This is a genomic window from Arthrobacter sp. PAMC25564 (assembly GCF_004798705.1).
Lineage (GTDB): Bacteria > Actinomycetota > Actinomycetes > Actinomycetales > Micrococcaceae > Arthrobacter.
Window position 1 is genome coordinate 3,822,966 of record NZ_CP039290.1, and the last position, 25,100, is coordinate 3,848,065.

19 protein-coding genes are annotated in these 25,100 nt (G+C 67.9%); 14 read left to right on the forward strand and 5 right to left on the reverse strand.

The window, feature by feature from the left end; all coding sequences use genetic code 11:
- Nucleotides 1–215: 215 nt before the first annotated feature.
- From purU to E5206_RS17710, 3 genes are read left to right on the forward strand one after another with little or no spacing between them, the layout of a single operon-like run.
- A complete protein-coding gene (gene purU / locus E5206_RS17700) occupies nt 216–1,076 on the forward strand; it encodes a formyltetrahydrofolate deformylase (protein ID WP_136323633.1) in 861 nt (286 codons plus the stop codon).
- A 21-nt stretch (nt 1,077–1,097) separates the two neighbouring features.
- Complete coding sequence (locus tag E5206_RS17705; protein WP_136323634.1) at nt 1,098–1,511, forward strand: class I SAM-dependent methyltransferase; 414 nt, start codon at nt 1,098–1,100, stop codon at nt 1,509–1,511.
- 35 nt (nt 1,512–1,546) lie between these two features.
- Complete coding sequence (locus E5206_RS17710) at nt 1,547–2,065, forward strand: gamma carbonic anhydrase family protein (protein ID WP_136323635.1); 519 nt, start codon at nt 1,547–1,549, stop codon at nt 2,063–2,065.
- 48 nt (nt 2,066–2,113) lie between these two features.
- Here the strand turns inward: E5206_RS17710 and E5206_RS17715 are convergent, their stop codons facing one another.
- Nucleotides 2,114–3,811 (reverse strand): NAD(P)/FAD-dependent oxidoreductase, encoded by a 1,698-nt coding sequence (locus E5206_RS17715; RefSeq protein ID WP_205759961.1) that lies wholly within the window; start codon nt 3,809–3,811, stop codon nt 2,114–2,116.
- On the reverse strand, nt 3,808–5,364 hold the full coding sequence (locus E5206_RS17720; RefSeq protein WP_136323636.1) for an amino acid permease: 1,557 nt from the start codon (nt 5,362–5,364) through the stop codon (nt 3,808–3,810). The genes E5206_RS17715 and E5206_RS17720 overlap by 4 nt, the downstream gene beginning before the upstream one ends.
- A gap of 149 nt (nt 5,365–5,513) precedes the next feature.
- Between E5206_RS17720 and E5206_RS17725 the strand changes: the two genes are divergently transcribed.
- On the forward strand, nt 5,514–7,214 hold the full coding sequence (locus E5206_RS17725; RefSeq protein WP_136323637.1) for a PucR family transcriptional regulator: 1,701 nt from the start codon (nt 5,514–5,516) through the stop codon (nt 7,212–7,214).
- 38 nt (nt 7,215–7,252) lie between these two features.
- Here E5206_RS17725 and E5206_RS17730 read toward each other — a convergent pair whose 3' ends face one another.
- Nucleotides 7,253–8,050 carry a nitrilase-related carbon-nitrogen hydrolase gene (locus E5206_RS17730; RefSeq protein ID WP_136324212.1) on the reverse strand — a complete coding sequence of 266 codons (798 nt, stop codon included), beginning with the start codon at nt 8,048–8,050 and terminating at the stop codon, nt 7,253–7,255.
- A gap of 230 nt (nt 8,051–8,280) precedes the next feature.
- Between E5206_RS17730 and E5206_RS17735 the strand changes: the two genes are divergently transcribed.
- From E5206_RS17735 to E5206_RS17775, 10 genes are all read left to right on the forward strand, one after another.
- Nucleotides 8,281–9,471 (forward strand): ROK family transcriptional regulator, encoded by a 1,191-nt coding sequence (locus E5206_RS17735; RefSeq protein WP_136323638.1) that lies wholly within the window; start codon nt 8,281–8,283, stop codon nt 9,469–9,471.
- Between the two features lie 131 nt (nt 9,472–9,602).
- Nucleotides 9,603–11,159, forward strand: coding sequence for a multiple monosaccharide ABC transporter ATP-binding protein (gene mmsA, locus E5206_RS17740; RefSeq protein ID WP_136323639.1), 1,557 nt, complete (start codon nt 9,603–9,605; stop codon nt 11,157–11,159).
- Between the two features lie 54 nt (nt 11,160–11,213).
- Nucleotides 11,214–12,482 carry a multiple monosaccharide ABC transporter permease gene (gene mmsB / locus E5206_RS17745; RefSeq protein WP_136323640.1) on the forward strand — a complete coding sequence of 423 codons (1,269 nt, stop codon included), beginning with the start codon at nt 11,214–11,216 and terminating at the stop codon, nt 12,480–12,482.
- 52 nt (nt 12,483–12,534) lie between these two features.
- Nucleotides 12,535–13,632, forward strand: a complete 1,098-nt coding sequence (locus E5206_RS17750) for a sugar-binding protein (RefSeq protein WP_136323641.1) — start codon at nt 12,535–12,537, stop codon at nt 13,630–13,632.
- Nucleotides 13,633–13,865: 233 nt separating this feature from the next.
- On the forward strand, nt 13,866–15,329 hold the full coding sequence (locus E5206_RS17755) for an FtsX-like permease family protein (RefSeq protein WP_136323642.1): 1,464 nt from the start codon (nt 13,866–13,868) through the stop codon (nt 15,327–15,329).
- Between the two features lie 2 nt (nt 15,330–15,331).
- The gene (locus E5206_RS17760) at nt 15,332–16,039 is read left to right on the forward strand and encodes an ABC transporter ATP-binding protein (RefSeq protein ID WP_136323643.1); all 708 of its coding nucleotides are present in this window, start codon (nt 15,332–15,334) and stop codon (nt 16,037–16,039) included.
- A gap of 141 nt (nt 16,040–16,180) precedes the next feature.
- The gene (locus E5206_RS17765; protein ID WP_136323644.1) at nt 16,181–17,251 is read left to right on the forward strand and encodes a Gfo/Idh/MocA family oxidoreductase; all 1,071 of its coding nucleotides are present in this window, start codon (nt 16,181–16,183) and stop codon (nt 17,249–17,251) included.
- 113 nt (nt 17,252–17,364) lie between these two features.
- Nucleotides 17,365–18,522, forward strand: coding sequence for a hypothetical protein (locus tag E5206_RS19695; RefSeq protein WP_240689818.1), 1,158 nt, complete (start codon nt 17,365–17,367; stop codon nt 18,520–18,522).
- Nucleotides 18,523–18,997: 475 nt separating this feature from the next.
- Nucleotides 18,998–20,212 carry a serine/threonine-protein kinase gene (locus E5206_RS19700; protein ID WP_240690209.1) on the forward strand — a complete coding sequence of 405 codons (1,215 nt, stop codon included), beginning with the start codon at nt 18,998–19,000 and terminating at the stop codon, nt 20,210–20,212.
- Nucleotides 20,209–20,691: a mucin-associated surface protein gene (locus E5206_RS17775; RefSeq protein WP_136323645.1), complete on the forward strand. Its 483-nt coding sequence runs from the start codon at nt 20,209–20,211 to the stop codon at nt 20,689–20,691. The genes E5206_RS19700 and E5206_RS17775 overlap by 4 nt, the downstream gene beginning before the upstream one ends.
- 149 nt (nt 20,692–20,840) lie before the next feature.
- Here E5206_RS17775 and E5206_RS17780 read toward each other — a convergent pair whose 3' ends face one another.
- Both E5206_RS17780 and purH read right to left on the reverse strand, forming a co-directional pair.
- Nucleotides 20,841–23,063 (reverse strand): NADP-dependent isocitrate dehydrogenase, encoded by a 2,223-nt coding sequence (locus E5206_RS17780; protein ID WP_136323646.1) that lies wholly within the window; start codon nt 23,061–23,063, stop codon nt 20,841–20,843.
- Nucleotides 23,064–23,356: 293 nt separating this feature from the next.
- A complete protein-coding gene (gene purH, locus E5206_RS17785; protein ID WP_136323647.1) occupies nt 23,357–25,066 on the reverse strand; it encodes a bifunctional phosphoribosylaminoimidazolecarboxamide formyltransferase/IMP cyclohydrolase in 1,710 nt (569 codons plus the stop codon).
- Between the last annotated feature and the right edge of the window lie 34 nt (nt 25,067–25,100).

Here is a 25,100-nt window from a genome sequence, read left to right on the forward strand (position 1 = left end):
ACGCGCCCAAGGGCCGGCGCCCGGGAGCGCCAGCGGTGAGGCAGCAGCATGGCGCTGCCAACCGGCAAAACATGACCCTCGGCCCAGGCGTACGATTCGTGGTCTTCATCAGTGCCGCTCCCCGGTGGTTAGCCCACCCAACGCCAGTTGCGACGGGTTAAGCCTACCCCAGCCGCTGCCCGGGGCCGCCGTTCCGCGCAGGTAGGCTGTTCTTCGTGACTGACGACCAACTGGCTGCTTCCTACATCCTGACTCTCTCCTGCCCGGACCGGCCCGGAATCGTCCACGCCGTCGCCGGCGCCCTCCTGGTGGCGGGCTGCAATATTACTGACTCGCAGCAGTACGGCAGCCAGAGTACGGGCACCTTCTTCATGCGGGTCGAGGCCGCGACGGCGGCCTCCCACGCCGAACTCCAGGCCGCACTCGAGCCCGTGGCCCAGGCCTTCGGCATGCAGTGGAGCCTCAACCCGGCAGGACGCAAGGTCCGCACCCTGCTGATGGCCAGCACCTCGGCCCACTGCCTCAACGATCTGCTCTTCCTGCAGCGCTCCGGCACCCTGCCGATCGAGATCCCGGCCATTGTCTCCAACCACCGCGATCTTGAGGGCCTGGCGGAGTTCTACGGCATCCCCTTCTACCACATCCCCGTCACCCCGGACACCAAGGTCCAGGCCGAGGACGACCTCCGCGCCCTGATGAAGGAGCACGACATCGAGCTCACCGTCCTGGCGCGGTACATGCAGATCATCTCCGACGATCTGTGCAGGGAACTCACGGGCAAGGCCATCAACATCCACCACTCGTTCCTGCCGTCCTTCAAAGGCGCCAAGCCGTACCACCAGGCGCATGCCCGCGGCGTGAAGCTCATCGGCGCCACGGCGCACTACGTCACAGCCGCCCTGGACGAGGGGCCGATCATCGAGCAGGAAGTCATCCGGGTGGACCACCGGCGGACCCCCGAACAGTTCGTCCAGATGGGCCGCGATGTGGAGGGGCGCACTCTCGCCCAGGCCGTGCAGTGGCATGCCGAACACCGCGTACTCCTGGACGGCAACCGGACGGTTGTCTTCAACTGACCCCGGTTATTGAATAGGGGTATGGCACTTTCCGCGGAAGACCCGCTGGCCGCGTTCGTGGCCCTGCTCAAGTCCGAGGGCCGCAACGGCGTGCTGGGGCTGGACTGCGGCGCGGGCTCGGACGGGCTGCGCTTTGTCCAGTCCGGCATCCATTTCACCGGCGTGGACCCGTCGGAGGAGAACATCCACTCCGCCCGCGCCCGGGGCCTCGAGGCCTCGGTAGCGCAGGCTGTCTCGCTGCCCTTTGCCGATGCGGCGTTCCCGTCCGTCTGGGCGGTGGACGCCCTGGTGGGCCTGCCGCCCGAGGAGTGGGACGACGTCGTCCGCGAGCTCGGGCGGGTGACGGCGCCGGGCGCCCCGATCGCCGTCGTACTCCCGGACCCTGTTCCCCAGGGCCGCGGCGAGGGCTTCACGGTACTGCGCTCCCCCGCCTGACCCAAGCAGCTTCGGACGTGTCCTAGGCTGGAGGCATGGCTCCTATTTACGCTTTCGCCGGCGATACCCCGGCCGTCCACGACTCCGCCTTCATCGCGCCCAGCGCCTCGGTGATCGGCAAGGCCAGGCTGGCCGAGAACTCGAGCGCCTTCTACGGCGTCTCAGTCCGCGCCGACACCGCCGCCATCACCGTGGGCGCCGGCAGCAATCTCCAGGACAACGTGGTGCTGCACGCGGACCCGGGCTTCCCCTGCAGCGTGGGGGCCCGCGTGAGCGTCGGCCACAGCGCCGTGGTGCACGGCTGCACGGTCGAGGACGACTGCCTGATCGGCATGAGCGCCACGATCCTCAATGGTGCGGTGATCGGCGCCGGATCGCTCATTGCCGCCGGCGCCGTCGTGCTGGAAGGCACCGTCATCCCGCCGCGCTCGCTCGTCGCCGGGGTCCCGGCCAAGGTCCGGCGGGAGCTGAGCGACGAGGAGTTCGCCGGGATCCAGCACAACGCCTCGCACTACCAGGAGCTGGCCAGGGCCCACCGGGAAATCCACGCCTGACGCCGCCGAACGGCGGCGCCGGCCAGGGTGCCGCCCCGTCCATGGGGCTCAGTCCAGGGAGATCGGCCCGAGCTCGTCGAGCAGGTCCCCGGGTCCCGGGTTGCCGGCGGGCGTCCGGCCGCCGAGGTGGTTGACCACGCCCCAGACGGCGTTCAGCCCGGTGGTGACGGCGCCTTCGGCCCACCCTGCCGTGAAGGAGACGTCGTCGCCGGCGAGGAAGATCCCGCGCTGTTCATCCGGCAGTTTGTCCTGCTTGAAGTGGCTGAAGAGGCGCTGCTGGTAGCGGTAGTGCCCGGGCAGGTTGGCTTTGAAGGCGCCCATGAAGTTGGGATCCGCTTCCCAGGAGACGGTGATCGGCTGGCCCACGATGTGGCCGGCGATGTCAACGTCCGGGTAGATCTGGGCGAGCGAGTGCAGCATCAGTTCGACCCGCTCGTCCGCATCGAGTGCCAGCCATTTCAGCGCGTCGTCGTTCCAGGTGTAGGACAGCAGGATCACCGCGGGCTGGTCCGGGCCGTTGTCCAGCAGGTAGGTGGCGCGGTTCAGCCGGTCCGTCAGCGTCATGGACAGCACCTCGCGGCCGGTCGCGGGATCGGTGTCCTTCCAGAACGGCCGGTCCACCATAACAAAGGTCTTGGACGACTGCATGTAGTGCGAGCGCTCGATCGCCGTCCACAGTGCTGCGGGAAACAGGGTTTCCTCGGTGTGGATCCGGGTGGACAGCAGCCACGACTGGCAGGTCGTCACGACGGCGGGATAGGCGGACTCACGGCCCCACCGTTCCCGGATCCGGAAGTCTCCGCTGCCCTCGCGGGCGATCCGGTCCACGGCGCCCCGCGGGGCCCCCGCGTGAAGTGATGCCAAGGAGGTCCCCTCGGGCCAGTGTGCCATGCCCGACGGCGCGTGCTGCCAGAGTGCCTCGGGGAGCCGCTGGGCGCCGCCGGAGATGAGACGGTGCGCATCGTCCGCGTCCGTGTACACCACGCGGAGGATTTCGAGGATGGAGTTGGGGAAGTCGGTGTCCCAGCCGCCGGTGCCGAACCCGACCTGGCCGAAGGCCTCGCGGTGGGCGAAGCCCGCTTCCTTGAACGAGTCGCTGCCGGCGATGAAGCCGTAGAACGTCTGTTCGTCCAGGAGCGGGAGCAGTTCGTTCCACAGTTCCTTGATCCGGGCGGTGTCCCGGGCCCGGATGGCCTCCTGCATCTGCGCGAAGCTGGCGCCGTCGTTAACCGCGGCCTTCCATGCCTCCGCGACCTCCCGGAAGAACGGCGGGAGGTCCGCCGCTGTGGTGGCGTAATGCTTCTGCCCGGCGAGTTCGATCACTGTGCTGGAGGTCGCCGCCGCCAGCGGGTTCGGGAACTCCTGGGTCTGAAGCCCGAGCAGCTCAACGTAGTGGTAAAAAGCCTTGCCGGAGACCGGGAAGCGCATCCCGCCGAGGTCCGCGACGACGCCGGGCGCGGAGGGGAAGCTCGCGGTCCGCAGCCGGCCGCCGATCCGGTCCGCTTCGTAAACGACCGGGCGGAGGCCCAGCTTCATGAGTTCATAGGCGGTCACCAGCCCGGACAGGCCGGCCCCGACGACGGCGACCTCCGTCCCGTACAACGCCGGCGGCACCGACCCCAGGCCGTCCGGGTGGGCGAGGTAGTGGTCGTAGCTGAACGGGAAATCCGGATTCAGCATGGTGATGGGTGCTTCGGCCGGAGCCGCGGCCGGTCCGGGGGCCGGCAGTTCGGTGGCGGTGGTCATGAGATCCCTGCCTTCATCGGTTCGGGGGTGGACGGTGTGGGATTGCAAGCTGGGTCGGATGGTTGTGCGCCGGATAGTCCACGGTATTCCTCGTGGCTCAGGGCGGCCACCCGGGAATGCCGGCGGCCGTAGCCGAAGTAGGCCGCGACGCCGACCAGCATCCAGAGGCCGAAGACGGCCCAGGTTTCGGCACCGAGGTTGGCCATCAGGTAGGCGCACATGAGGGCTCCGAGGATGGGCGTCAACGGAAACAGCGGGACGCGGAAGCTGCGCTTGAGTTCGGGCCGGGTGCGCCTCAGGTGGATGACGGCGACGTTGACCAGGGCGAAGGCGAACAGGGTGCCGATGCTGGTGGCGTCGGCCAGGGCACCGAGCGGCACGAGCCCGGCGGTCAGTGCGACGACGGTGCCCACGATCAGGGTCCCGGCAACCGGGGTGCCGGTGCGGGGTGAGACGCGGCCGAAGATCCTGGGGATCAGCCCGTCCCGCGCCATGGACAGCAGGATGCGGGTCTGCCCGTAGAGGACGGTCAGCACGATACTGGCGATGGCCAGGACCGCCCCGACGGCGAACACGACGCCGACCCAGGGCTGCCCGGTTGTTTCTTCGAGGATCTTCACGAGGGCGGCTTCGGTGCCGTCGAACCAGCCCCACGGCCGGGCACCGATGGCGGCGACGGCGACGAGCACGTAGATGGTGGTGACGATCAGCATCGAGAGCAGGATGGCCCGCGGGAGGTCGCGCTTCGGGTTCCGCGCTTCCTCGCCGGCCGTGGAGGCCGCGTCGAAACCGATGTAGGAGAAGAACACCCGGGACGCGGCGGCCGAGACGCCGGCGGCGCCCATCGGCATCAGCGGCTCGAAGTGCCCGCCGTTGAAGGCGGTGAAGGCCACGGCGCAGAAGAACACGAGGATGCCGACCTTGATCAGCACGATCGCGGTGTTGATCCAGGCGCTTTCCTTGGCGCCACGGACCAGCAGCACCATGGCCAGGACCACGATGACGATCGCGGGCGCGTTGAGCACCCCGCCGTCGCCCGGCGGTGCGGAGATGGCGTCGGGCAGGACCTGGCCGAAGACCGCCAGGGATTCGTTGACGTACTGCCCCGCCCCGACGGCGACGGCGGCCACGGAGACGGCGTATTCCAGGACCAGGCACCAGCCGCAGATCCAGGCCATGCCTTCGCCCATGGTCGCGTAGGTGTAGGAGTAGCTCGAACCGGCGGCGGGCACCAGGCCGGCCATCTCCGCGTAGGAGACCGCGGAGAGCAGGGCGGCGAGTCCGGCGATGACGAAGGAAATCCAGATGGCCGGTCCGGCCAGCGGTACCGCTTCGCCCAGGATGACGAGGATGCCGGTGCCGAGGGTGGCGCCGACGCTGATCATCGTCAGGTGCATGACCCCGAAGCTGCGGACCAGGCCGGTGCCCCCGTGGCCGGTTTCGGCCTCGCTGACCAGCTGGCCGATCGGCTTGCGTCGAAGCAGTTGCGCGGCCAGGCCGGGACGGCGGTAGGTGGCCGGCGGGCGTTCCCTCGTAAGAGTTGGCACAGTCATCGTTGACGTCCTTTATCTTGTCTAGTGGTCGTTTTCCCCCGTTCAGCGTAGGGCTGTGAGGCAGCTCTCATCCTTGTGCAAAATGACCTATAGTCTTCACCCATGAGACTTAATGCCCTGCACCCCCGCAACCGGCGAAGCTGGCGGCCGTGACGGCTGAAGCCGCGGAGCGGCTCGGCTTCGTGACCCTGGCGCAATTCCTGCTGCAGCTGCCGCCGGATCTGAGGGTCCTGCACGACGGCGGAAACGGTGCCGGACGGCTGCGCTGGGTGGAGCCCAGTGAGCTGGAGGATCCGACTCCGTACCTGCTGGACGGCGAATTCGTGCTGACTGCCGGCCTGCCGTTCCTTGGCGGGGGCGGCGAGGAACCGCGCGTGGATGGCTACGTGCAGCGGCTGGTCGGGGCGCGGGTCGGCGCTCTTGGCTTCGGCCTCGAGCCGTACTTCGACGCGGTGCCGGAGAGCGTGGTGCAGGCCTGCAGACGGCACAACCTGACCCTGGTCGAAATCCCGAAGACCGTCCCGTTCGCCGCCGTCGGGCTGGAATTCTCGCAGCTGCTGGAATCGGACAACGCCACAACGTTCCGGCAACTGGCCGACACCAACCGGCAGCTCATGCGCGCCGTGCTGTCGGCACGGCCGGAACACGAGCTCCTGGCGGCGCTGGTGCAGCGGGTTCCGGTCTGGGCGGTGCTGGTGGGGGCCGACGGACGGGTCCGCGCCCGCGGGGCGGGCCAGGCACACGGGACAAGCCAGGCGCAGGGTACCGGTGCCGCCGGTGTTGATCCGGCGGAGTTGCAGCCGCTGCTCTCACGGCTGCTGGCCGGCAGCGGCCCGCGGGTGGAACTGGACTCGTTCGACACCGCCGGATCGGCGCTGGTCTTCGGGTATCCCCTGCGCAGCACCCGGGACGCCAACCTGGGCGCCCTCGTGCTCGGGACGGATGCGCCGCTGACGCCCGCCCAGAACAGCGTCGTCTCCTCCGCCGTCGGGCTCCTGGAACTGCTGGTGCGGCAGCGCACCAGCGGCTCCTTGGCCCCCAGCCAGCTCGCCACCGCGCTGCTGCTGCATCCGGAGAGCGCGACGTCGGGTGGGAGCCGGCACATCAACGGCCTCAGGGACCTGCTGGCGCAGAGTGCCTCTTCCACCCGCTCCGGGCAACTGCGGGTGGTGCAGGGCATCCGCCCGGAGGCCGCCGGGCGCCCGGACCGCCCAGGTAGCCCGGCCGGCGCGGCCGGCACATCCGGTGGCGGCCGTGCCGGCGACAGCCCCGTCCGGGAGCTGCTGGAGTGGCGCAGGATGTTTGATACCAAGCTGGTGGAGATCACCGAGTACGGCTTTGCCGCCATTACCCGGTTGAAGGTCGACGACGCCCTGTTGGCCGAGGTCGAACGGCTGGGCTGGCGCCTGGTGGTCGGGAGCGCCACCGAATTTACCGGCCTGGCCGGCGCCTACGAGCGCGCCTCCTCGCTCCGCCCCAGGGTCCGGACCACCGGCAGCAGCGTCCGGGTTGATGACGTCACCTGGTCCGTGACGGGACTGCTGGGCAACCAGGCAGGCGCCATGTTGGCCGCCCGGCTGCTGGAACCGGTCATGGCCCTCGAACCGGAGCGCCGGGACACCCTGCTCGGCATCCTGCGCGCCTGGCTCGGCGAGAACGGCAGCTGGGACGCCACGGCCAAGGCCACGGGACTTCACCGCAACAGCGTCCGCCGCCAGATCGGCGTGCTCTCGGAGCTGCTCGGGACGGACTTCAACCAGGCCCAGGCCCGCGCGGAGTTCTGGATCGCACTGCAATACACCGGCGAGCTCCCGGGCCTTCAGCCCGCCCCGGACACCGGCCCTGCCTGAGACACGGTTTAGTTGCCGGGCGTTCAGCTGCCGGGCGTTCAGTTCCCCCAGGACCGGTAGACCGCCGGCCGGAGGTCCCGCAGGTACGCCACTTCCCCGCTTGCGGCACGCACGTCCGGCTCCGGCACTTCGGCAAAAAGCAGCTCCTCCCCGGCACCAGCCGAAGCCAGCAGCGAGCCGTCCGGAGCGGCCACGACGCTGCCGCCGAGGAAATCGCAGCCGTCCTCGGCGCCGGAGTGGTTGGCGTAGGCCACGGTCAGCTGGTTCTCCAGCGCCCGCGCCCTGACCAGCACCTGCGGTACCGCGTCGAACCCTTCGGAAAGGGCCGTCGGGACCAGCAGCAGCCCGGCCCCGCGCACGGCGGCGGCACGGACGGACTCGGGGAACTCGACGTCGTAGCAAATGACCAACGAGGTTTTGACGCCGTGGAAATCCACGACGCCGGGCGCGGCGCCGGCCGCGGCGAACGCCGCGCGCTCCTCCGGGCCGAAGAGATGGACCTTGGCATAGCTGAGCAGCTCCGCCCCCGTCACGTCGAGGAGGGTGGCCGTGATCCGCCACTCCCCCGCCGCGGTGACTGCCGGCAGGCTGTACACCAGCGCGATGCCATGCCTGCGGGCTATCTCCGCGAGGGTTTCGCGGAGGGGCGGCAGCAGCGAGGGGTCCAGTTCCGCCCGGAGCCTGAGCGGCGCGTAGCCCACCGGGAACAGCTCCGGCGTGAGCAGCAGCCGGGCACCGGCAGCGGCAGCCTTCCCCGCAGCCTCATCCACCGCCCGGCAGTTTGCGTCCATATCCAGCACGGCGGCATTCGCCTGCATCACGGCCAGCAGCACCATTACCACCCAACCTCTTCCACGGGGGCTCCGCAGCACGCAGAATGCACGCGGAAGCCCGGCCACTGTCTCTTGCTGCCCAGCCTAGCCACCCTGTGCTGCCGCCGTCCCGGTGCATTTCCGCCCGGATGTGCCGCCGGCAGGGCGGATCGCCCGGCCCTCCCGCAGCCGGTCCCGCGTGACTTATGCGTTAACTTCTTGACTACAAGATGGGAATGCGGGACGCTTCATCCATGCCCTCACCAACGCGCCCAACGAGGAGCCGGACCAAGAACCCCGGATCGCAGTCGGCACTCCGGCATCTGAACCAGCAGCGGATCATCGAATGCCTCCTGGCCGGCCCTTCCACGCAGGCCGAACTCGCTCGCCAGACCGGCCTTTCCACGGCGACGGTCTCCAATATCGTCAAGATCATGCAGGACGCCGGACTCGCTTCCACCGAGCCGATCACCAGCTCCGGACGGCGTGCCCTGAATGTCCGGCTCAACAGCAACGGCGCCGTCGCCGTCGGGATCGACTTCGGCCGGCGGCACCTGCGCGTGGTCCTGGCCTCGCTCAGTTACCACGTGATCGCCGAGCAATCGGTGCTGCTCCCGCTGGGCCACCATGCCGAGGAAGGCATCACGGCCGCCGTCGGAGTCCTTGACCGGCTGCTGGCTGACAGCGGGGTGGAACGCAGCGCCCTGGTAGGCGCCGGCGTCGGAATTCCCGGGCCGATCGACCGCCGCACGGGGACCGTGGCGCAGGGCGCCATCCTGCCCGAATGGGTCGGGATCAACATCCTGCACCGCCTCGAAGAAGCCTTGGAACTCCCCGTCTTTGTTGACAATGACGCCAACCTGGGCGCCCTGTCGGAGGTCACCTGGGGGCCGCACACCGGCGTCAGCAACCTGATGTTCCTGAAGATCGGCTCAGGCATCGGCGCCGGGCTGATCCTCAACGGCGCGCCCTACTATGGCAACGTCGGAATCACCGGCGAAATCGGCCATGCCACCATCCATGAACACGGACTCGTCTGCCGCTGCGGAAACCGCGGCTGCCTGGAAACCATCGCCTCGACGACCACCATGATCGAGCTCCTAAGCCGCGGCGAGGACAAGCCGCTCGCGCCGGCGGACATCGTCCGCAAGGCCCTCGCCGGGGACTCCGCGACGCTGCGCGTGGTGGACGACGCCGGGCTCGCCGTCGGACGCGCCCTGGGCAATGTGGCGAACCTGATCAATCCCGAGGTGATCGTTGTGGGTGGACCGCTCGCGGACCTTGGCCCCCTGCTCCTGGACCCGATCCGGCGGGGCCTGATCCGCCATGCGGTGCCCGTGATCGGTGAGACGACAACCCTCACGATGTCCTCGCTGGGAGACCGGGCCGAGGCCCTCGGAGCCACGGCTTTGGTCTTCCAGCATGCCGGAATCCGGCGGAACTGAGCCATTCGTTATCCCCTCGTTGCGTTAAAGACTTGACGACAAGGGCTGTGATCCAGTTTACTTTCTCATCAGACGGCCCTGCGGTTTGCAGGGGCGGACAACGAAGTCATGCATTGGAGGCGTAAGGGCAGATGACGTCCCTCGACACGCACAGCGATCCGATAATCCTCGAGATGCGCTCCATCACCAAGGAATTCCCCGGCGTTAAAGCTTTGTCCGAGGTGAGCCTGCGGGTGAAGGCCGGAGAGATCCACGCCATCTGCGGTGAGAACGGCGCCGGCAAATCCACGCTCATGAAGGTGCTGTCCGGCGTGTACCCGTTCGGCAGCTACGAAGGCGACATCGTCTACCAGAACGAGGTCCAGCAGTTCAAGGACATCCGGGCCAGCGAGCACGCCGGAATCGTGATCATCCACCAGGAACTCGCGCTGATCCCGGAACTGTCCATCATGGAGAACATTTTCCTCGGCAACGAGCCCACCAGGCGCGGGGTGATCGACTGGGCCGAGGCCCGGAAGCGCTCCACCGAGCTGCTTGCCCGGGTGGGCCTGCGGGACGATCCTGAAACCCCCATCAAGGAGATCGGCGTCGGCAAGCAGCAGCTTGTCGAAATCGCCAAGGCCCTGAACAAGTCCGTGAAGCTCCTGATCCTGGACGAGCCCACGGCGGCGCTGAACGAATCCGATTCCCAGCACCTGCTGGACCTGATGCTCGGACTGAAGGGCCGTGGAATCACCTCCATCATCATTTCGCACAAGCTCAACGAGATCGAACAGATCGCGGATTCCATCACCATCATCCGCGACGGCAAGTCGATCGAAACGCTCGATGTCAAGGCCGACGGCGTCGACGAGGACCGCATCATCAAGGGCATGGTGGGCCGGACCCTGGAATCCCGGTTCCCGGACCACGAACCCAAGATCGGCGACGTGTTCTTCGAGGTCAAGAACTGGAACGTGGGCCACCCGCAGATCCAGGACCGCATGGTCTGCAAGAACTCCGCCTTCTTCGTCCGCCGCGGCGAAATCGTCGGCTTCGCCGGGCTCATGGGCGCCGGACGCACCGAGCTCGCCCGGTCCGTCTTCGGCCGCTCCTACGGCCGCTTCATCTCCGGCCACATCTACAAGGACGGCAAGGAGATCAGCCTCCGCAACGTCAAACAAGCCATCGACGCCGGACTCGGCTACGTCACCGAGGACCGCAAGACGCTCGGGCTGAACCTGCTGGACGACATCAAGGCCACCACGGTCTCGGCCAACCTTAAGAAGATCAGCAAGCACAACATCGTGGACGCCAACAAGGAATTCACCGTCGCCGAGCAGTACCGCAAATCCCTGCGGACCAAGGCACCGTCCGTGGAGGAAGGTGTGGCCAAGCTGTCCGGCGGAAACCAGCAGAAGGTGGTACTGGCGAAGTGGATGTTCACGGATCCGGACCTGCTGATCCTGGACGAACCCACCCGCGGGATCGACGTCGGCGCCAAGTACGAGATCTACGGCATCATCCAGCAGCTGGCCAACCAGGGCAAAGGCGTCATCGTCATTTCCTCCGAGCTGCCCGAACTGCTGGGACTCTCGGACCGCATCTACACCATCTTCGAAGGCGCCATCACCGGCGTGCTGAACAAGGACGAAGCCAGCCAGGAAAGCCTCATGAAACTCATGACTTCCGCCCGCAAGACCGCCTGACCCTCTGGGACCATCCAGAACACTCCGATCACTCCGGAAACAAGGACTGAAACAATGAACGCGCTCAAGAAGCTCTTTGGCGGCAACACCCGCCAATTCGGCATGATCTTCGCCCTGGTTGCGCTGATCGTCTTCTTCCAGATTTTCACAGAGGGCCGCACGCTCACCCCGGGCAACGTCATCAACCTCTTCAACGGCAACTCCTACATCCTGATCCTCGCGATCGGGATGGTACTGGTGATCATTGCCGGCCACATCGACCTCTCGGTCGGCTCGGTCGCGGCCTTCGTGGGCGTCAGCGTGGCTCTCGTGATGCGTGACTGGGGCATCCCCTGGTATGCCGGCATCCTCTTCGGGCTGCTGCTGGGGGCCCTGATCGGAGCCTGGCAGGGGTTCTGGACCGCCTATGTCGGCATCCCGGCCTTCATCGTGACGCTGGCGGGCATGCTCCTCTTCCGCGGCTTCAACCAGTTCGTCGGCAAGTCCAACACCATCCCGGTATCCGCGGACTTCCAGTACATCGGCTCCGGCTATCTTCCCGAATTCGGGCCGAACACGGGTTACAACAACCTGACCCTGCTGCTGGGCCTGCTCGGCGTCGCCTTCGTGATCTTCAGCGAGCTCCGCTCCCGCCGCAACGCCAAGGCCTTGGGTGCGGACGTACCGGAAAGCTGGGTCACCATCGTCAAGCTGGTCCTGGTCTGCGGCGCCATCCTCTACGCCACGTACCTGTTCGCGACCGGCCGGCCGGGCACCTCGTTCCCGATCCCGGGCCTCATCCTGGCCGTCCTGGTCATCATCTACGGTTTCATCTCCTCGAAGACCATCATCGGCCGCCATATCTACGCCGTCGGTGGCAACCGGCACGCCGCGGAACTCTCCGGCGTCCAGTCCAAAAAGGTCAACTTCCTGGTCATGATGAACATGTCCATCCTTGCCGGCCTCGCCGGCATGATCTTCGTCGGCCGCTCCACCGCCTCGGGCCCGTTCGACGGCGTCGGCTGGGAACTGGACGCCATCGCAGCCGTGTTCATCGGCGGCGCTGCGGTGACCGGCGGCGTCGGCACCGTGATCGGTTCCATCGTCGGTGGCCTCGTGATGGCCGTGCTGAACAACGGCCTGCAGCTCCTGGGCGTCGGCGCGGACCTGACGCAGATCATCAAGGGCCTGGTGCTCCTGATCGCCGTTGCGTTCGACGTCTACAACAAGACCCAGGGCAAGAAGTCGCTCATCGGCATGATGATGAAGAACTTCGGCCGCAACAACGAGCTCAAGCCCGACGAGACCACCTCCACCAAAGAGGCCATCTCCAAGGGCGCCTGAGCCGCTTCCCCACGGTTTCTCCGCACACCACCTATAGAAAGTGAACCAAGCAATGCAACTGATTGGTAAAGCAGGAAAGGCAGCAGCAATCGCTGCTATTGCGGCATTGGCGCTGACAGCCTGCGGCCGTTCCGACACCGGAACCACCGGCTCCAGTTCGGGCGGCGAGGCATTCCCCAAGGGCTCCGCAATCGGCGTCGCACTCCCCCAGAAGACTTCCGAAAACTGGGTCCTCGCCGAAAAGCTGTTCAACGACGGCCTCACCAGCGCAGGGTTCAAACCGGATGTACAGTTCGCCAACGGCGGCGTTTCGGAGCAGCAGAACCAGATCAGCGCCATGGTCACCAAGGGTGACAAGGTCATCATCGTCGGCGCCATCGACGGTGCGCAGCTTGGCACCCAGCTCAAGCAGGCCAAGGACGCCGGGGCGACGATCATCGCGTACGACCGCCTGCTCCTGAACACGGCGAACGTGGACTACTACGTGGCCTACGACAACTTCAAGGTCGGTGTACTCCAGGGCCAGGCGCTGCTGGACGGCATGAAGGCCAAGAAGCCGACAGGCCCGTACAACATCGAACTGTTCGCCGGTTCCCCGGATGACGCCAATGCGAAGGTCTTCTTCGACGGCGCCATGAGCATCCTGAAGCCGAAGATCGACGATGGCACCCTCAAGGTGCTCTCCGGCCAGACGACCTTCGAACAGGCCGTGACCCAGGGCTGGAAGGCAGAGAACGCCCAGCGTCGTGCCGACACCCTGCTCAGCGGCACCTACGGCAGCGCGTCCCTCGACGGTGTGCTGTCCCCGAATGACACGCTGGCCCGCGCCGTCCTGACCTCGGTCAAGGCCGCAGGCAAGCCGCTCCCGATCATCACCGGCCAGGACTCCGAGGTTGAATCGGTCAAGTCCATCCTCGCCGGCGAGCAGTACTCCACCATCAACAAGGACACCCGCAAGCTCGTTGAGCACTCGATCGTTATGGTCCAGGACATCCAGGCCGGCAAGACGCCCGAGATCAACGATTCCAAGTCCTACAACAACACGGTCAAGACCGTTCCGGCCTACCTCCTGCAGCCGGTCATCGTGACCAAGGACAACGTCAAGACGGCCTACGTCGACGATCCGGTACTCGGACCGCTGACCAAGTAGTAACTGTTCAAACAGCACCTCAAAGGCCCCGGCTCCGCCTCCTTGAATTCCAGGCGGACCGGGGCCTTTTGCTGCCCGGGGTTCTACCGCCCGGGGCCTTTTGCTGCCCGGAGCTTCCGGACCGGTCCTTCACAGCGGACACATAGCTTCCCCGTGCCTCCTGCACAGCGCCAGCCACCAGTGTAGGGAGCAGTCGCCGGCCAATCCGTCCGGCCAAGATCCCTAGGAGTACCGTGAGCGTCCTCGCCCGGAGTGTAGGCAATGCCTTTCGAAACAAGGTCAGGACGGCCGCCGTCGTAGCCGTCCTGGCCGTGGCCATCGGCCTTGCCCTGTCCATGCTGGTGGCCAACCAGGCAGTGGCGGGCAAGGTCGCCGAACTGAACGCCTCGGTGGGCACCGTCCTCACCGTCAACCCCGCCGGCGGCCAGGGCTTCGAGGGCGGCGGCGAGCCGCTGACCGCCGCGCAGGCCGCGACGGCGGCAGCCGTGCCGAACGTGACCTCCGTCGTCGGAACCAAGGCACTCCGGCTGCGCAACGCCACTGCCGCCGCTGCCCAGACCGGGCAGGGCGGACCGGGCGGCCCCGGCGGACAGTCTGCCACCACGGTGACCACCAGCCTGACCGCCGCCATCGACGCCGGCACGCTCGGCAACCGCAACCAGGCTGCCACCGGAACCTCCGGCAGCTCCGGCGGCACCGCCACGCAGGCGGCCCCCGCCTTCACGCTGCCCATCACCGCCACCGGGATCGGCGCAGAGGTGGACGCCACGGGCAAGGCACTGGAACTGACGCAGGGAACCGGCCTGGGTGACTACAACGCCGCGTCCACCGGCGCCTTGCTGGGCACCACCCTCGCCGAGAAGAACGGCCTGAGCGTGGGCTCGACCTTCACCATCAAGGACCAGACCTTCACCGTGGCGGGCTTGTTCGACGCCGGCACGGCCTTCGGCAACAACGCCCTCTACGTGACACTCCCGGCCGCCCAGACCATTGCGGCCCTTCCCGGAGAACTGTCCACGATGATCGTCACCGTCAATTCCATGGAAAACGTCGACGCCGCCAAGACCGCCCTCCAGGCCGCCCTCGGCACGGACAAGGCCGACGTCAGCCAGGGCCAGCGCAACCTCCAGAGCGCCGTCAGCTCGCTGGGCAGCGTCAAGAACATTTCCTTCATCGCCTTCGTCGCCGCCCTCGGAACCGCCGGCCTGATCATCCTGCTGATCATGGTCATGCTGGTCCGCGAGCGCCGCCGTGAAATCGGTGTGCTCAAGGCGATCGGTGCCCCGAACCGCACCGTCGGCCTGCAGTTCGTGCTCGAGGCCCTGGTGCTGGTGGCCATGGGCAGCGTCGTGGGCGCCGCCGTCGCATCCTTCGCCAGCGGAGGCATCGCCTCTGCCCTGATCAGCTCCAACACCACGGGCGGCGCGGCCACCGGGCAGCGCGGCGTTCCCGGCAGCGGGGCCGGCTTCCCGGGCGGGGCGGCTGGCTTCCCCGGCGGGGCGGCTGGCTTCCCCGGCGGCCAGGGGAGCCCCTTCGGCGGCGCCAACCAGCTGCTGACCTCCGTGACCGCGAGCGCCTCCCCCGGCGTGATTGCCGCCGGCATCGCCGCGGTGTTCGGCGTCGCCATCATCGGGGCGCTCGTCCCGGCCCTGCTCACCGCACGCATCCGCCCCATCGAAGTCCTCCGAGGAGAGTAGCCATGATCGAAGTCAAGAACCTCGTCCGCACGTTCAATTCCGGCGACAAAACCATCAAACCCGTCAACGACGTCAGCTTCGAACTCGAACAGGGCACGCTCGCCTCGATCGTGGGCAAGAGCGGCAGCGGGAAAAGCACCCTGCTGTCCCTGCTCGGCGCCCTGGACAAACCCACCAGTGGCGACGTGATCGTCGACGGCGTGAGCCTGGCCGGCATGCCGGACAGCAAGCTCACCCAGTACCGGCGCCGGGACATCGGCTTCGTGTTCCAGCAGTTCAACCTGATCCCCAATCTCTCCGCCCTGGACAACGTCATGCTGCCGATGGAGTTTGCCGGGATCCGCAAGTCCGCACGCCAGGAGCGTGCCCGCCAGCTGCTCGAACAGGTGCAGCTCGATCCGGACAAGCATGTCCGCCGCGTGAACCGGCTCTCCGGCGGCGAGCAGCAGCGCGTGGCCATCGCCCGGGCGCTGGCCAACGCCCCCAAGCTGATCCTGGCCGACGAGCCCACCGGAAACCTGGACGAACAGACCGGCGAGCACATCATCGAACTGCTCAGCTCGCTGAGCAGGGACCACAACACCACGATCCTCGTGGTCACGCATGACCGGACCCTGGCCAACAAGACGGACCGCCGCTTCCGGCTCCAGCAGGGCCGCCTTACGGAGGAGCCGGCAAGGAACCGCGCGACGGCGGGTTCACCCGCGTAGCTCCCCGCACGCCGCGCCGCGCGGAAGCTGGGGCGGGTCTCCCCCGACCCTCCCTCAGCTTCCGCCGGCATTCCCGCAACCCTCCCGCACATTCCGCCGCCATTCCCGCAACCCACCGGCAGCCGGTGGGATGATGGCCTTATGACCGTCCCCATCGCGAAGCCCTGGCTGTTCACCCAGCCGGACCAGGATCCCCGCACGGCCACCGGTGCCAGGCTCCGCTGGGGGGTCATCGCCACCGGCGGCATCGCGGCCTCCGTGACCCGTGACCTGACGCTTCTGGCCGACGCCGAACTCTATGCCGTCAGCTCACGCGCCCAGTCCGCCGCGGAAGCCTTCGCCGCCGACTATGGTTTTGCCAGGTCCTACGGTGACAGCGCCGGCCAGGCGGGCTATGAACGGCTGCTGGCCGACGAAGCCGTGGACATCGTGTACGTCGCCACTCCGCACGCCTATCATCACAAAATCGCATTGGCCGCCCTGACCGCAGGCAAGCATGTCCTCTGCGAGAAGGCCTTCACCGTCAATGCCCGGGAAGCCGCCGAGCTCGTGGCACTGGCCCGGGCCAAGGGCTTGTTCCTGATGGAGGCCATGTGGAGCCGTTTCCTGCCAAGCATGCAGCGGGTCTTCGAGATCGCCGGCTCGGGTGAGATCGGCGAGGTCAAGTGGGTCGGGGCGGACCTGGGCTTCCCCGCACCGTACTCACCCAGCTCGCGGCTCTGGGCGCCCAAGGACGGCGGCGGCGCGCTGCTGGACCTTACCGTCTATCCGCTGTTGTGGGCGCTGGGCACCCTGGGATTCCCGCAGACGGTGAGCGCCACCGGCTGGGTCAACGACGACGGCGTGGACGCCCAGAATGCGCTGACCCTGGGATACCACCATGGCGCTCAGGCACAGCTGATTTCCTCGCTGCTGGCGTACGGCCCCCGGACGGCCACCGTGGCCGGCAGCCTGGGCTACCTCCAGACCACCGGCTCGATCAACAACCCCAAGGAAATCCAGCTGAGGATCGGCTTCGACGAGCCGCGCAGCGAACACTTCACCGTCGTCGGGCGGGGCTACAGCTACGAGCTCCGCGAGGTGACACGCTGCATCCAGCAGGGCCTGACCGAGAGCCCGGTCATGCCGCTGGAGGACTCCCTGAACACCATGCGGCTGTTCGACGGCGTCCGTGCCCAACTGGGCGTCAGCTACCCGAACGACGCCCGCTGAGCCCACGCTGGCGGTCTCGGATTCGCCACACTTTGGGGTGCGCTCTGGACTCGCCCCTGCGCAGGGACTTACCCTGAAGGCAATCGTCGAGACTTGGGAACGGGGGTGTGCGGGTGGACCCAGCAGCAGTTCCGTGGCGTGCCCGCCGCACCGTCCACCGGGTCCTCCTTGCCGGCCTGGCCGGAATGGCATGGCTGGCGCTCTCCGCGACAGCCGCCAGCGCCGACGCTTCCACACCCCTCCCGTGTGACACGACCGTTTCTGTTACGGCGGCCAGCGCGGATCCGGACGACGCCACGGCGAGTGCGCCGGCCGCGGATTCGGTGGCCCCCCTAACGGTGGGCCACCGCCGGGCTGTCGCCGCATGCCCGGATCCCGCCCTGCCCGCAGCGGAGCCGGCACCGTCCGCGACGGACCCCGTCCCTCCCGTTCCGGATCCGACGCCGGCCGCCCCGGTTCCCGGCGTTCCCGCAGCGGACCCCGTTCGTGTCTCCGATCCGGTGGTCCCGGTCACGGACCCCGTCCTACCGGTTCCGGACCCCGGCGCTGCGCTGCCGGTTGTCGACCCCGTCCCGCCGGTTGTGCCGGTCCTGCCGGTTCCAAACCCCGGCGCTGCGCTGCCGGCCGTGAATCCCGTCCCGCCGGTTGTTCCGGTTGTTCCGGTTGTGCCGGTTGTTCCGGTTGTGCCGGTTCCAAATCCGTTGAGCCCGCCTCCGGGTGCCCCGCCAGCAGCTAAGGATCTGCCGGCTGCCGTGGCATCCGCACCGCCGCATGAAACAACGGCCCCGGCACCCGCAGCAGCCCCCGGATCTCTGGCCGCCCGCGACAAGGCCACGACTCCGCAGCCAACGGCGACGGATCTTCCGGCTGTATCGAACGCCGGCGGCCTGCCCGCCCTCTACGTTTCACCGCCCGGCTCCTACCCGGCCCTGTTTGCTGGCGCAGTGCGGGTCCCCGGCGACCCTGCCGCCGGCGTGGTTGCCCCGGCCACCGCCCCGAATCCCGGACCCGGGGGCACACCGCCACCAATCGGCCATGACAGCCCGAACCCGTGGCACGGTGGCACCGGGCTGCCGGCTCCGGATGCCCTGCCTGCCGCTCCCGGCTCGGGCTCCGGCAGCGGACACTCCTCCAGCGGACCCACGGGGACGGCTGCCTGGATTCCGAGCCTGTACTTCTACCTGCCCCCGACGGGCGCCGACCCGATCCGCGGGCCGCTCCAGCACGCGCCTTCAGCGGTTTCCGCTGACCCCGGTTCTTCTCCTGACTAGTTGGCCGTCTCTGTCTCCACAGAGCACGGCCAACCGGGCTGCCTTGGGCGCCCGCCATCAGTCATTCAGGAGAATTCCCAATGGACACCACCGTCCCCAACCGGGTTTCCGGCATCCTATTTGCCATTGCGCACCCTCCCTGCCTGCTCCGACGCCCGCCCCAGGGCATCCTTCAGCGCCGCGGCGGCCGGGCTCAGCCGCCCCGCGGCCCGCCGGGCACCAACCGTCGGCGGCGCCTCTGGAGCGCCCTCCGTCAGGCATCCGCTGCTCCCGTCCAGGTCCCGTGACCGCCGGAGCGACGTCGTTGGGTCCGCTGGGGGACCGAACGGCACTCATTGGCTCCGGCGGAATACCGTCCCTCAGCGTGGCCGCTGCACTGCAGCCGGACTCAGGCCACGCTGAGGGACGGACGATACCGGTACCCGTATTATTCTTGAGGGGCGCCACCGTGGTGCCCAAGGGAAAGGTCGGGGACATCGTGGACATTTCGCCCAACAGCCTCACGGGGGAACTGCTGGGCGGCCGCTACCGGCTGGGGGAAGTGATCGGCCGGGGCGGCATGGCCACGGTCTACACTGCCAAGGACGTCAATCTCGGCCGGGATGTCGCGCTCAAACTCTTCGGCCCGCAGTCCGCCGATCCTGACGAGCTGAGGCGCCAGGAGGCCGAGATTGAACTTCTGGCCACCTTGAATCATCCGAGCCTTGTGACCCTGTTCGACGCCGGGACAGACGCACGGATCCCCGAGGAACCGCGGCCGTTCCTGACCATGGAACTGGTGGACGGCCAGGACCTCAGGGCCAGGATCCGGCGTGGTCCGGTGTCCTGGGGCGAACTGGCCGTCATCGGCGCGGGGGTAGCCGATGCCTTGGCCTATGTGCATGGCCTGGGCATAATCCACCGCGACATCAAGCCGGCCAACATCCTGCTGGTGCCGGTCCGGCCGGGCGAGCCCTTGCGGCCAAAGCTCACGGACTTCGGCATCGCCCGGATCCTGGATGGCACCCGGCTCACCGCCACCGGCACGATGGTGGGGACTGCGGCCTACTTGAGCCCGGAACAGGCCCGGGGTGCCGATCTTGGCCCGGCGAGTGACATCTACTCGCTTGGGCTGGTCCTGCTCGAGTGCATCAAGGGCGAGGTGGAATATCCGGGCAGCGCCGTGGAGTCGGCCGTTGCCCGGCTGTACCGCGCCCCTGCCATCCCGGACGGCGTTCCGGCCGAATGGGCGCAACTGCTTCGGGCCACGACGGCCTTGGACCCCCTGGACCGTCCGGGCGCCGCGTCGCTTGAAGCGGCCCTGCGCCAGGCACTCGTCTCACCGGATTCGCGTCCCGGAATCCTCTCCGGAACGCGCACCCGGGTGCTTCCCGCGCCGCCGCCCCGTCCCCCGCGGTTGCCCGGCCCCGACGCCGGCGCGCGTCCCCTGCATCAGTCGGACCCGGATCCGGTAACAGCTCCCGGAACGGTCCGCGCCTCCTTCGCCTCGCGCGCCGTCGCCCGTTTCCGCCCTGGCAGCCGGCGAACCCGGATCGCCTTGCTCCTGGCCGCCGTCACCCTCCTGGCCGTCGCCGTCACCGTCGCCGTCACCGTCATTTCGCCGAAGGCGCCCGCCGTCGTCCCCTACCCGGCGGTCACCGGCAGCCTCGGGGAACATCTGGAACAGCTGCAGAAGAGCGTCGAGCCATGAGCCGCAGCATCACGAGCCGGCGCCGCCAGCTGGCAGTGACCGCGGGGTCCCTGCTCAGCGCCGTCCTGCTTGCCGGCGTCCTGGCCGGTTGCGGGACTCCGGGTCCCGAGCTGGGCAGCGAAACTGCCCGGCAACTCCAGTCCCAGGTGCTCGCCGTCAGCGAGGCTGCGGCCGCCGACAACCCGGCCGGTTCTCTGAAGCTGCTCGACGCCCTGGTGACTAAGTTGGATCAGGCCGCCGCCAACGGGGATGTTTCGTTCAAACGCCACCAAAGCATCAGGGCCGCCATCGACGCCGTCCGGGCCGATCTGACCGCCAAGCAGGCCGCCGAGGCGGCCAGGCTGGCGGCCGAACAGCAGGCGGCCGCAGCAGCAGCCGCCGCCTCAACTGCGCCACCGCCCGCCGTGGTCGCTCCCGCACCGGCCCCCGCCGACAACTCCAAGGCCAAGGGGAACGGCAAAAGCAAAGGCAACGGTTAAGGCCCAGCCGTTCCGTGACCGGTGCGGGCACCGGCGTCGCTCCAGGAGCCCTGACGGCGGTCCCGGCCGCATCAGAATACGGAAACGCCCCGCTTCCCTTCCGGGAGTCGGGGCGTTTCCGGTGCAGCAGCGAGGCTGCCGGGGCGCTGTTACTTGGCCAGCAGGGACAGCACTTCGCTGAACTTCGCGGAGGGGCGCATCACCGCGGTGACCTTGGCTTCGTCGGGGCGGTAGTAGCCTCCGATGTCGACCGGGGAGCCCTGGACCGCGAGGAGCTCTCCGACGATGGTCTCTTCACCGGAGTCCAGCGCGCCGGAAACAGCTGCGAAAGCGGCGGCCAGCTCGGCGTCGTCGCTCTGGCGTGCCAGCTCCTGGGCCCAGAACTTGGCCAGGTAGAAGTGGCTTCCACGGTTGTCGAGCTCGCCGGCCTTGCGCTTGGGGGACTTGTTCTCGAGCAGGAAGGTGCCGGTGGCGCGGTCCAGTGTGTCGGCCAGGATCTGCGCGCGGGCGTTGCCGGTGCTGGTGGCGAGATGCTCGAAGCTCACGGCCAGGGCCAGGAACTCACCCAGGCTGTCCCAGCGCAGGTGGTTTTCCTTGAGCAGCTGCTGGACGTGCTTCGGGGCGGAGCCGCCGGCGCCGGTTTCGAACAGTCCGCCGCCTGCGATCAGCGGGACCACGGAGAGCATCTTGGCACTCGTGCCGAGTTCCAGGATCGGGAACAGGTCCGTGAGGTAGTCGCGGAGTACGTTGCCGGTCACCGAGATGGTGTCCTCGCCCTTGCGGATCCGCTCCAGGGTGAAGGCCGTGGCCTCTTCCGGGGACATGATTTCGATCTGCAGGCCCTCGGTGTCGTACTCCTTGAGGTATTCCTCGACCTTGGAGATCATCTGGGCGTCGTGGGCGCGGCCCTTGTCCAGCCAGAAGACGGCCGGCATCGCCGAGGCGCGGGCGCGGGTGACGGCCAGCTTGACCCAGTCCCGGATCGGCAGGTCCTTGGTCTGGCAGGCGCGCCAGATGTCGCCCGGGGCGACCTGCTCCTCGATCAGCACCGTGCCGGCGTCGTCGACAACCTGGACGGTTCCGGCCGCGGAAATCTCGAAGGTCTTGTCGTGGCTGCCGTATTCCTCGGCGGCCTGGGCCATCAGGCCGACGTTCGGGACGGTGCCCATGGTGGTCGGGTCGAAGGCGCCGTGGGCGCGGCAGTCGTCGATGACGACCTGGTAGATGCCGGCATAGCTGCTGTCCGGGAGGACGGCGAGGGTGTCCGCTTCCTGCCCGTCGCGGCCCCACATGTGGCCGGAGCTGCGGATCATGGCCGGCATCGAGGCGTCGACGATGACGTCGGACGGCACGTGCAGGTTGGTGATGCCCTTGTCCGAGTCGACCATCGCAAGTTCGGGACCGTCGTTGAGGCCCTTCTTGATGAGTGCCTCGACGTCGTCGCGGATGTCCTCGGGGAGGTCCTGGAGGCCGTTGAGGATGGAGGCGAGGCCGTTGTTGGGGCTCAGGCCGGCGGCGGCGATCTGCTTGCCGTAGGTGTCGAAGAGCTCGGAGAAGTACGCCGTGACGACGTGGCCGAAGATGATCGGGTCAGAGACCTTCATCATGGTGGCCTTCAGGTGGGCGGAGAACAGCACGCCCTCTTCCTTGGCGCGGAGCACCTGGGCCGCGAGGAACTTGTCCAGCGCTGCTGCCCGCATCACGGTGCCGTCGATGACCTCGCCGGCCAGGACGGGGAAGGCCCGCTTCAGGACCTTGACTGTGCCGTCTTCCTTGACGAGCTGGATCTTGATGGTGCCGTCGGCCTTGATGACGACGGACTTCTCGTTGTCGCGGAAGTCACCGGTGCCCATGGTGGCGACGTTGGTCTTGGACTCCGGGCTCCAGGCTCCCATGCTGTGCGGGTTCTGGCGCGCGTAGTTCTTGACCGAGAGCGGGGCGCGGCGGTCGGAGTTGCCTTCGCGCAGCACCGGGTTGACGGCGGAACCCTTGATCTTGTCGTAGCGGGACCGGATGTCCGTCTCCTCATCGGAGGAGGGGCTGTCCGGGTAGTCCGGCAGTGCGTAGCCCTTGCCCTGGAGTTCCGCGATGGCGGCCTTCAGCTGGGGCACCGCGGCGCTGATGTTGGGCAGCTTGATGATGTTGGCTTCCGGCTTCTTGACGAGGCCGCCCAGTTCAGCCAAGGCATCGCTGACGCGCTGCGCTTCGGTGAGGTAGTCCCCGAACGCGGCGATGATGCGGCCGGCCAGCGAGATATCGCGGGTCTCGACCTCCACACCGGCCGTGGAAGCGAACGCCTCGACGATCGGCAAGAACGAATAGGTAGCCAGCATCGGCGCTTCGTCGGTGTGGGTATAGATAATCTTGGCCATTGCTCGGGCGTCTCCTGAAAGTCTGCGGATATCCGGAATCGTGTGTTATTTCGACACACCTAACTTACCCGAGTTGACCGTAGTGGCGCGTCCCGGCGTCGGCCGCGGGGCCCTCCATGACGCTGCAGCCCCACCGGACATGCCCTCCGCACCGCGCCGGGCATGGACATAATCCCCTTGTGCCCGGTCCTGCGCACGAAAAATGGACATGCCCTCCGATCAAGGGAGGGCATGTCCATTCCTGGTGCTGCAAGGGCCTGCCGGAGCCTACCCGCAGGCCCCGGAAACCGGCCCTAGTGGAAGAAGTGCCGGGCTCCGGTGAAGTACATCGTGATGCCGGCGGCGTTGGCCGCGGCGATGACTTCCTCGTCCCGGACGGAACCGCCGGGCTGGACGACGGCGCGGACGCCGGCGTCGATCAGGATCTGCAGTCCGTCGGCGAACGGGAAGAACGCGTCCGACGCCGCCACGGCACCGCGGGCACGCTCGGGTGCTTCGCTCGCGCCCGGTTCTGCTTGAACAGCAGCGGCACCGCCGGGGGCATCGCCCCCAGCAGCACTGTCGGACTCCACGGTGACGCCGAGCGTGTTGGCGCGTTCCACGGCCAGTTTGCAGGAGTCGAGCCGGTTGACCTGGCCCATGCCGATGCCCACGGCGGCACCGTTGGCGGCCAGCAGGATGGCGTTGGACTTGGCCGCGCGGCACGCGGTCCAAGCGAACGCGAGATCGGCCAAGGTGGCGGCGTCCGCAGCTTCACCGGCGGCGAGGGTCCAGTTGGCGGGGTTGTCACCCTCGGCGTCGACTTTATCCGTGGCCTGCACCAGCATGCCGCCGGAGACCTGACGGAACTCGGTCGGGTAGCGGCCGTATCCTTCCGGCAGGGTCAGGAGGCGGATGTTCTTCTTCTTGGAGAGGATTTCCACGGCCTCGTCCTCGAAGCCCGGGGCGATGACGACCTCGGTGAAGATTCCCGCCACGGTCCGGGCCATGCCGGCGGTCACCGTACGGTTGGCCGCGATCACGCCGCCGAACGCGGAGACCGGGTCGCAGGCATGCGCCTTGGCATGCGCATCGGCGATCGGGTCCGCCGCGGAGGCGGAACCGACGGCCACGCCGCAGGGGTTGGCGTGCTTGATGATGGCGACGGCCGGTCCGTCGAAGTCGAAGGCTGCGCGCAGGGCTGCGTCGGCGTCGACGAAGTTGTTGTAGCTCATGGCCTTGCCGTGCAGTTGGTCGGCCTGGGCGATGCCGGCCGGGGCGGCCTTATCCACGTAGAGAGCGGCCTGCTGGTGCGGGTTCTCGCCGTAGCGGAGCACCTCGGAACGTTCCAGGGCCAGTCCGGCGTAGGCGGGCCAGTCGATCACGCCGTCGCCGTCCTCGTCGAGGAACTGGCTCGCGGTCCAGGTGGCCACGGCGGTGTCGTAGCTGGCGGTGTGCGCGAACGCCTTGGCGGCGAGCCGGCGTCGGGTCTTCAGGTCAAAGCCGCCGGAAGCGGCGGCCTCAACCACATCGCCGTACGAGGACGGGTCCACCACAATCGCGACGGCGGCGTGGTTCTTCGCGGCGGAGCGCACCATTGCGGGGCCGCCGATGTCGATCTGCTCGACGACGTCGTCCTGCGCGGCGCCGGACTTCACGGTCTCCACGAAGGGGTAGAGGTTCACGACGACGAGGTCGAAGGGCTCGATGTCCATGTCCGCGAGAGTCTGCATGTGGGCCGGGACGCGGCGGTCCGCGAGGATGCCGCCATGGACGCGCGGGTGGAGGGTCTTGACGCGGCCGTCGAGCATTTCCGGGGAGCCGGTGACTTCTTCGACTTCCTGCACCGGGATGCCGGCGGCGGCGATCTTCTTGGCGGTGGAGCCGGTGGAGACGATCCTGACGCCGGCTTCGTGCAGGCCCCGCGCGAGCTCCTCCAGACCGGTCTTGTCGTAGACCGAAATCAGGGCCCGGCGGATGGGAACACGGTCGATGGATACACGCTCAAGCTGCGTAAAGCTCACAAAAGTCTCCGTCTTATATCGCGGCAGCGCCGCG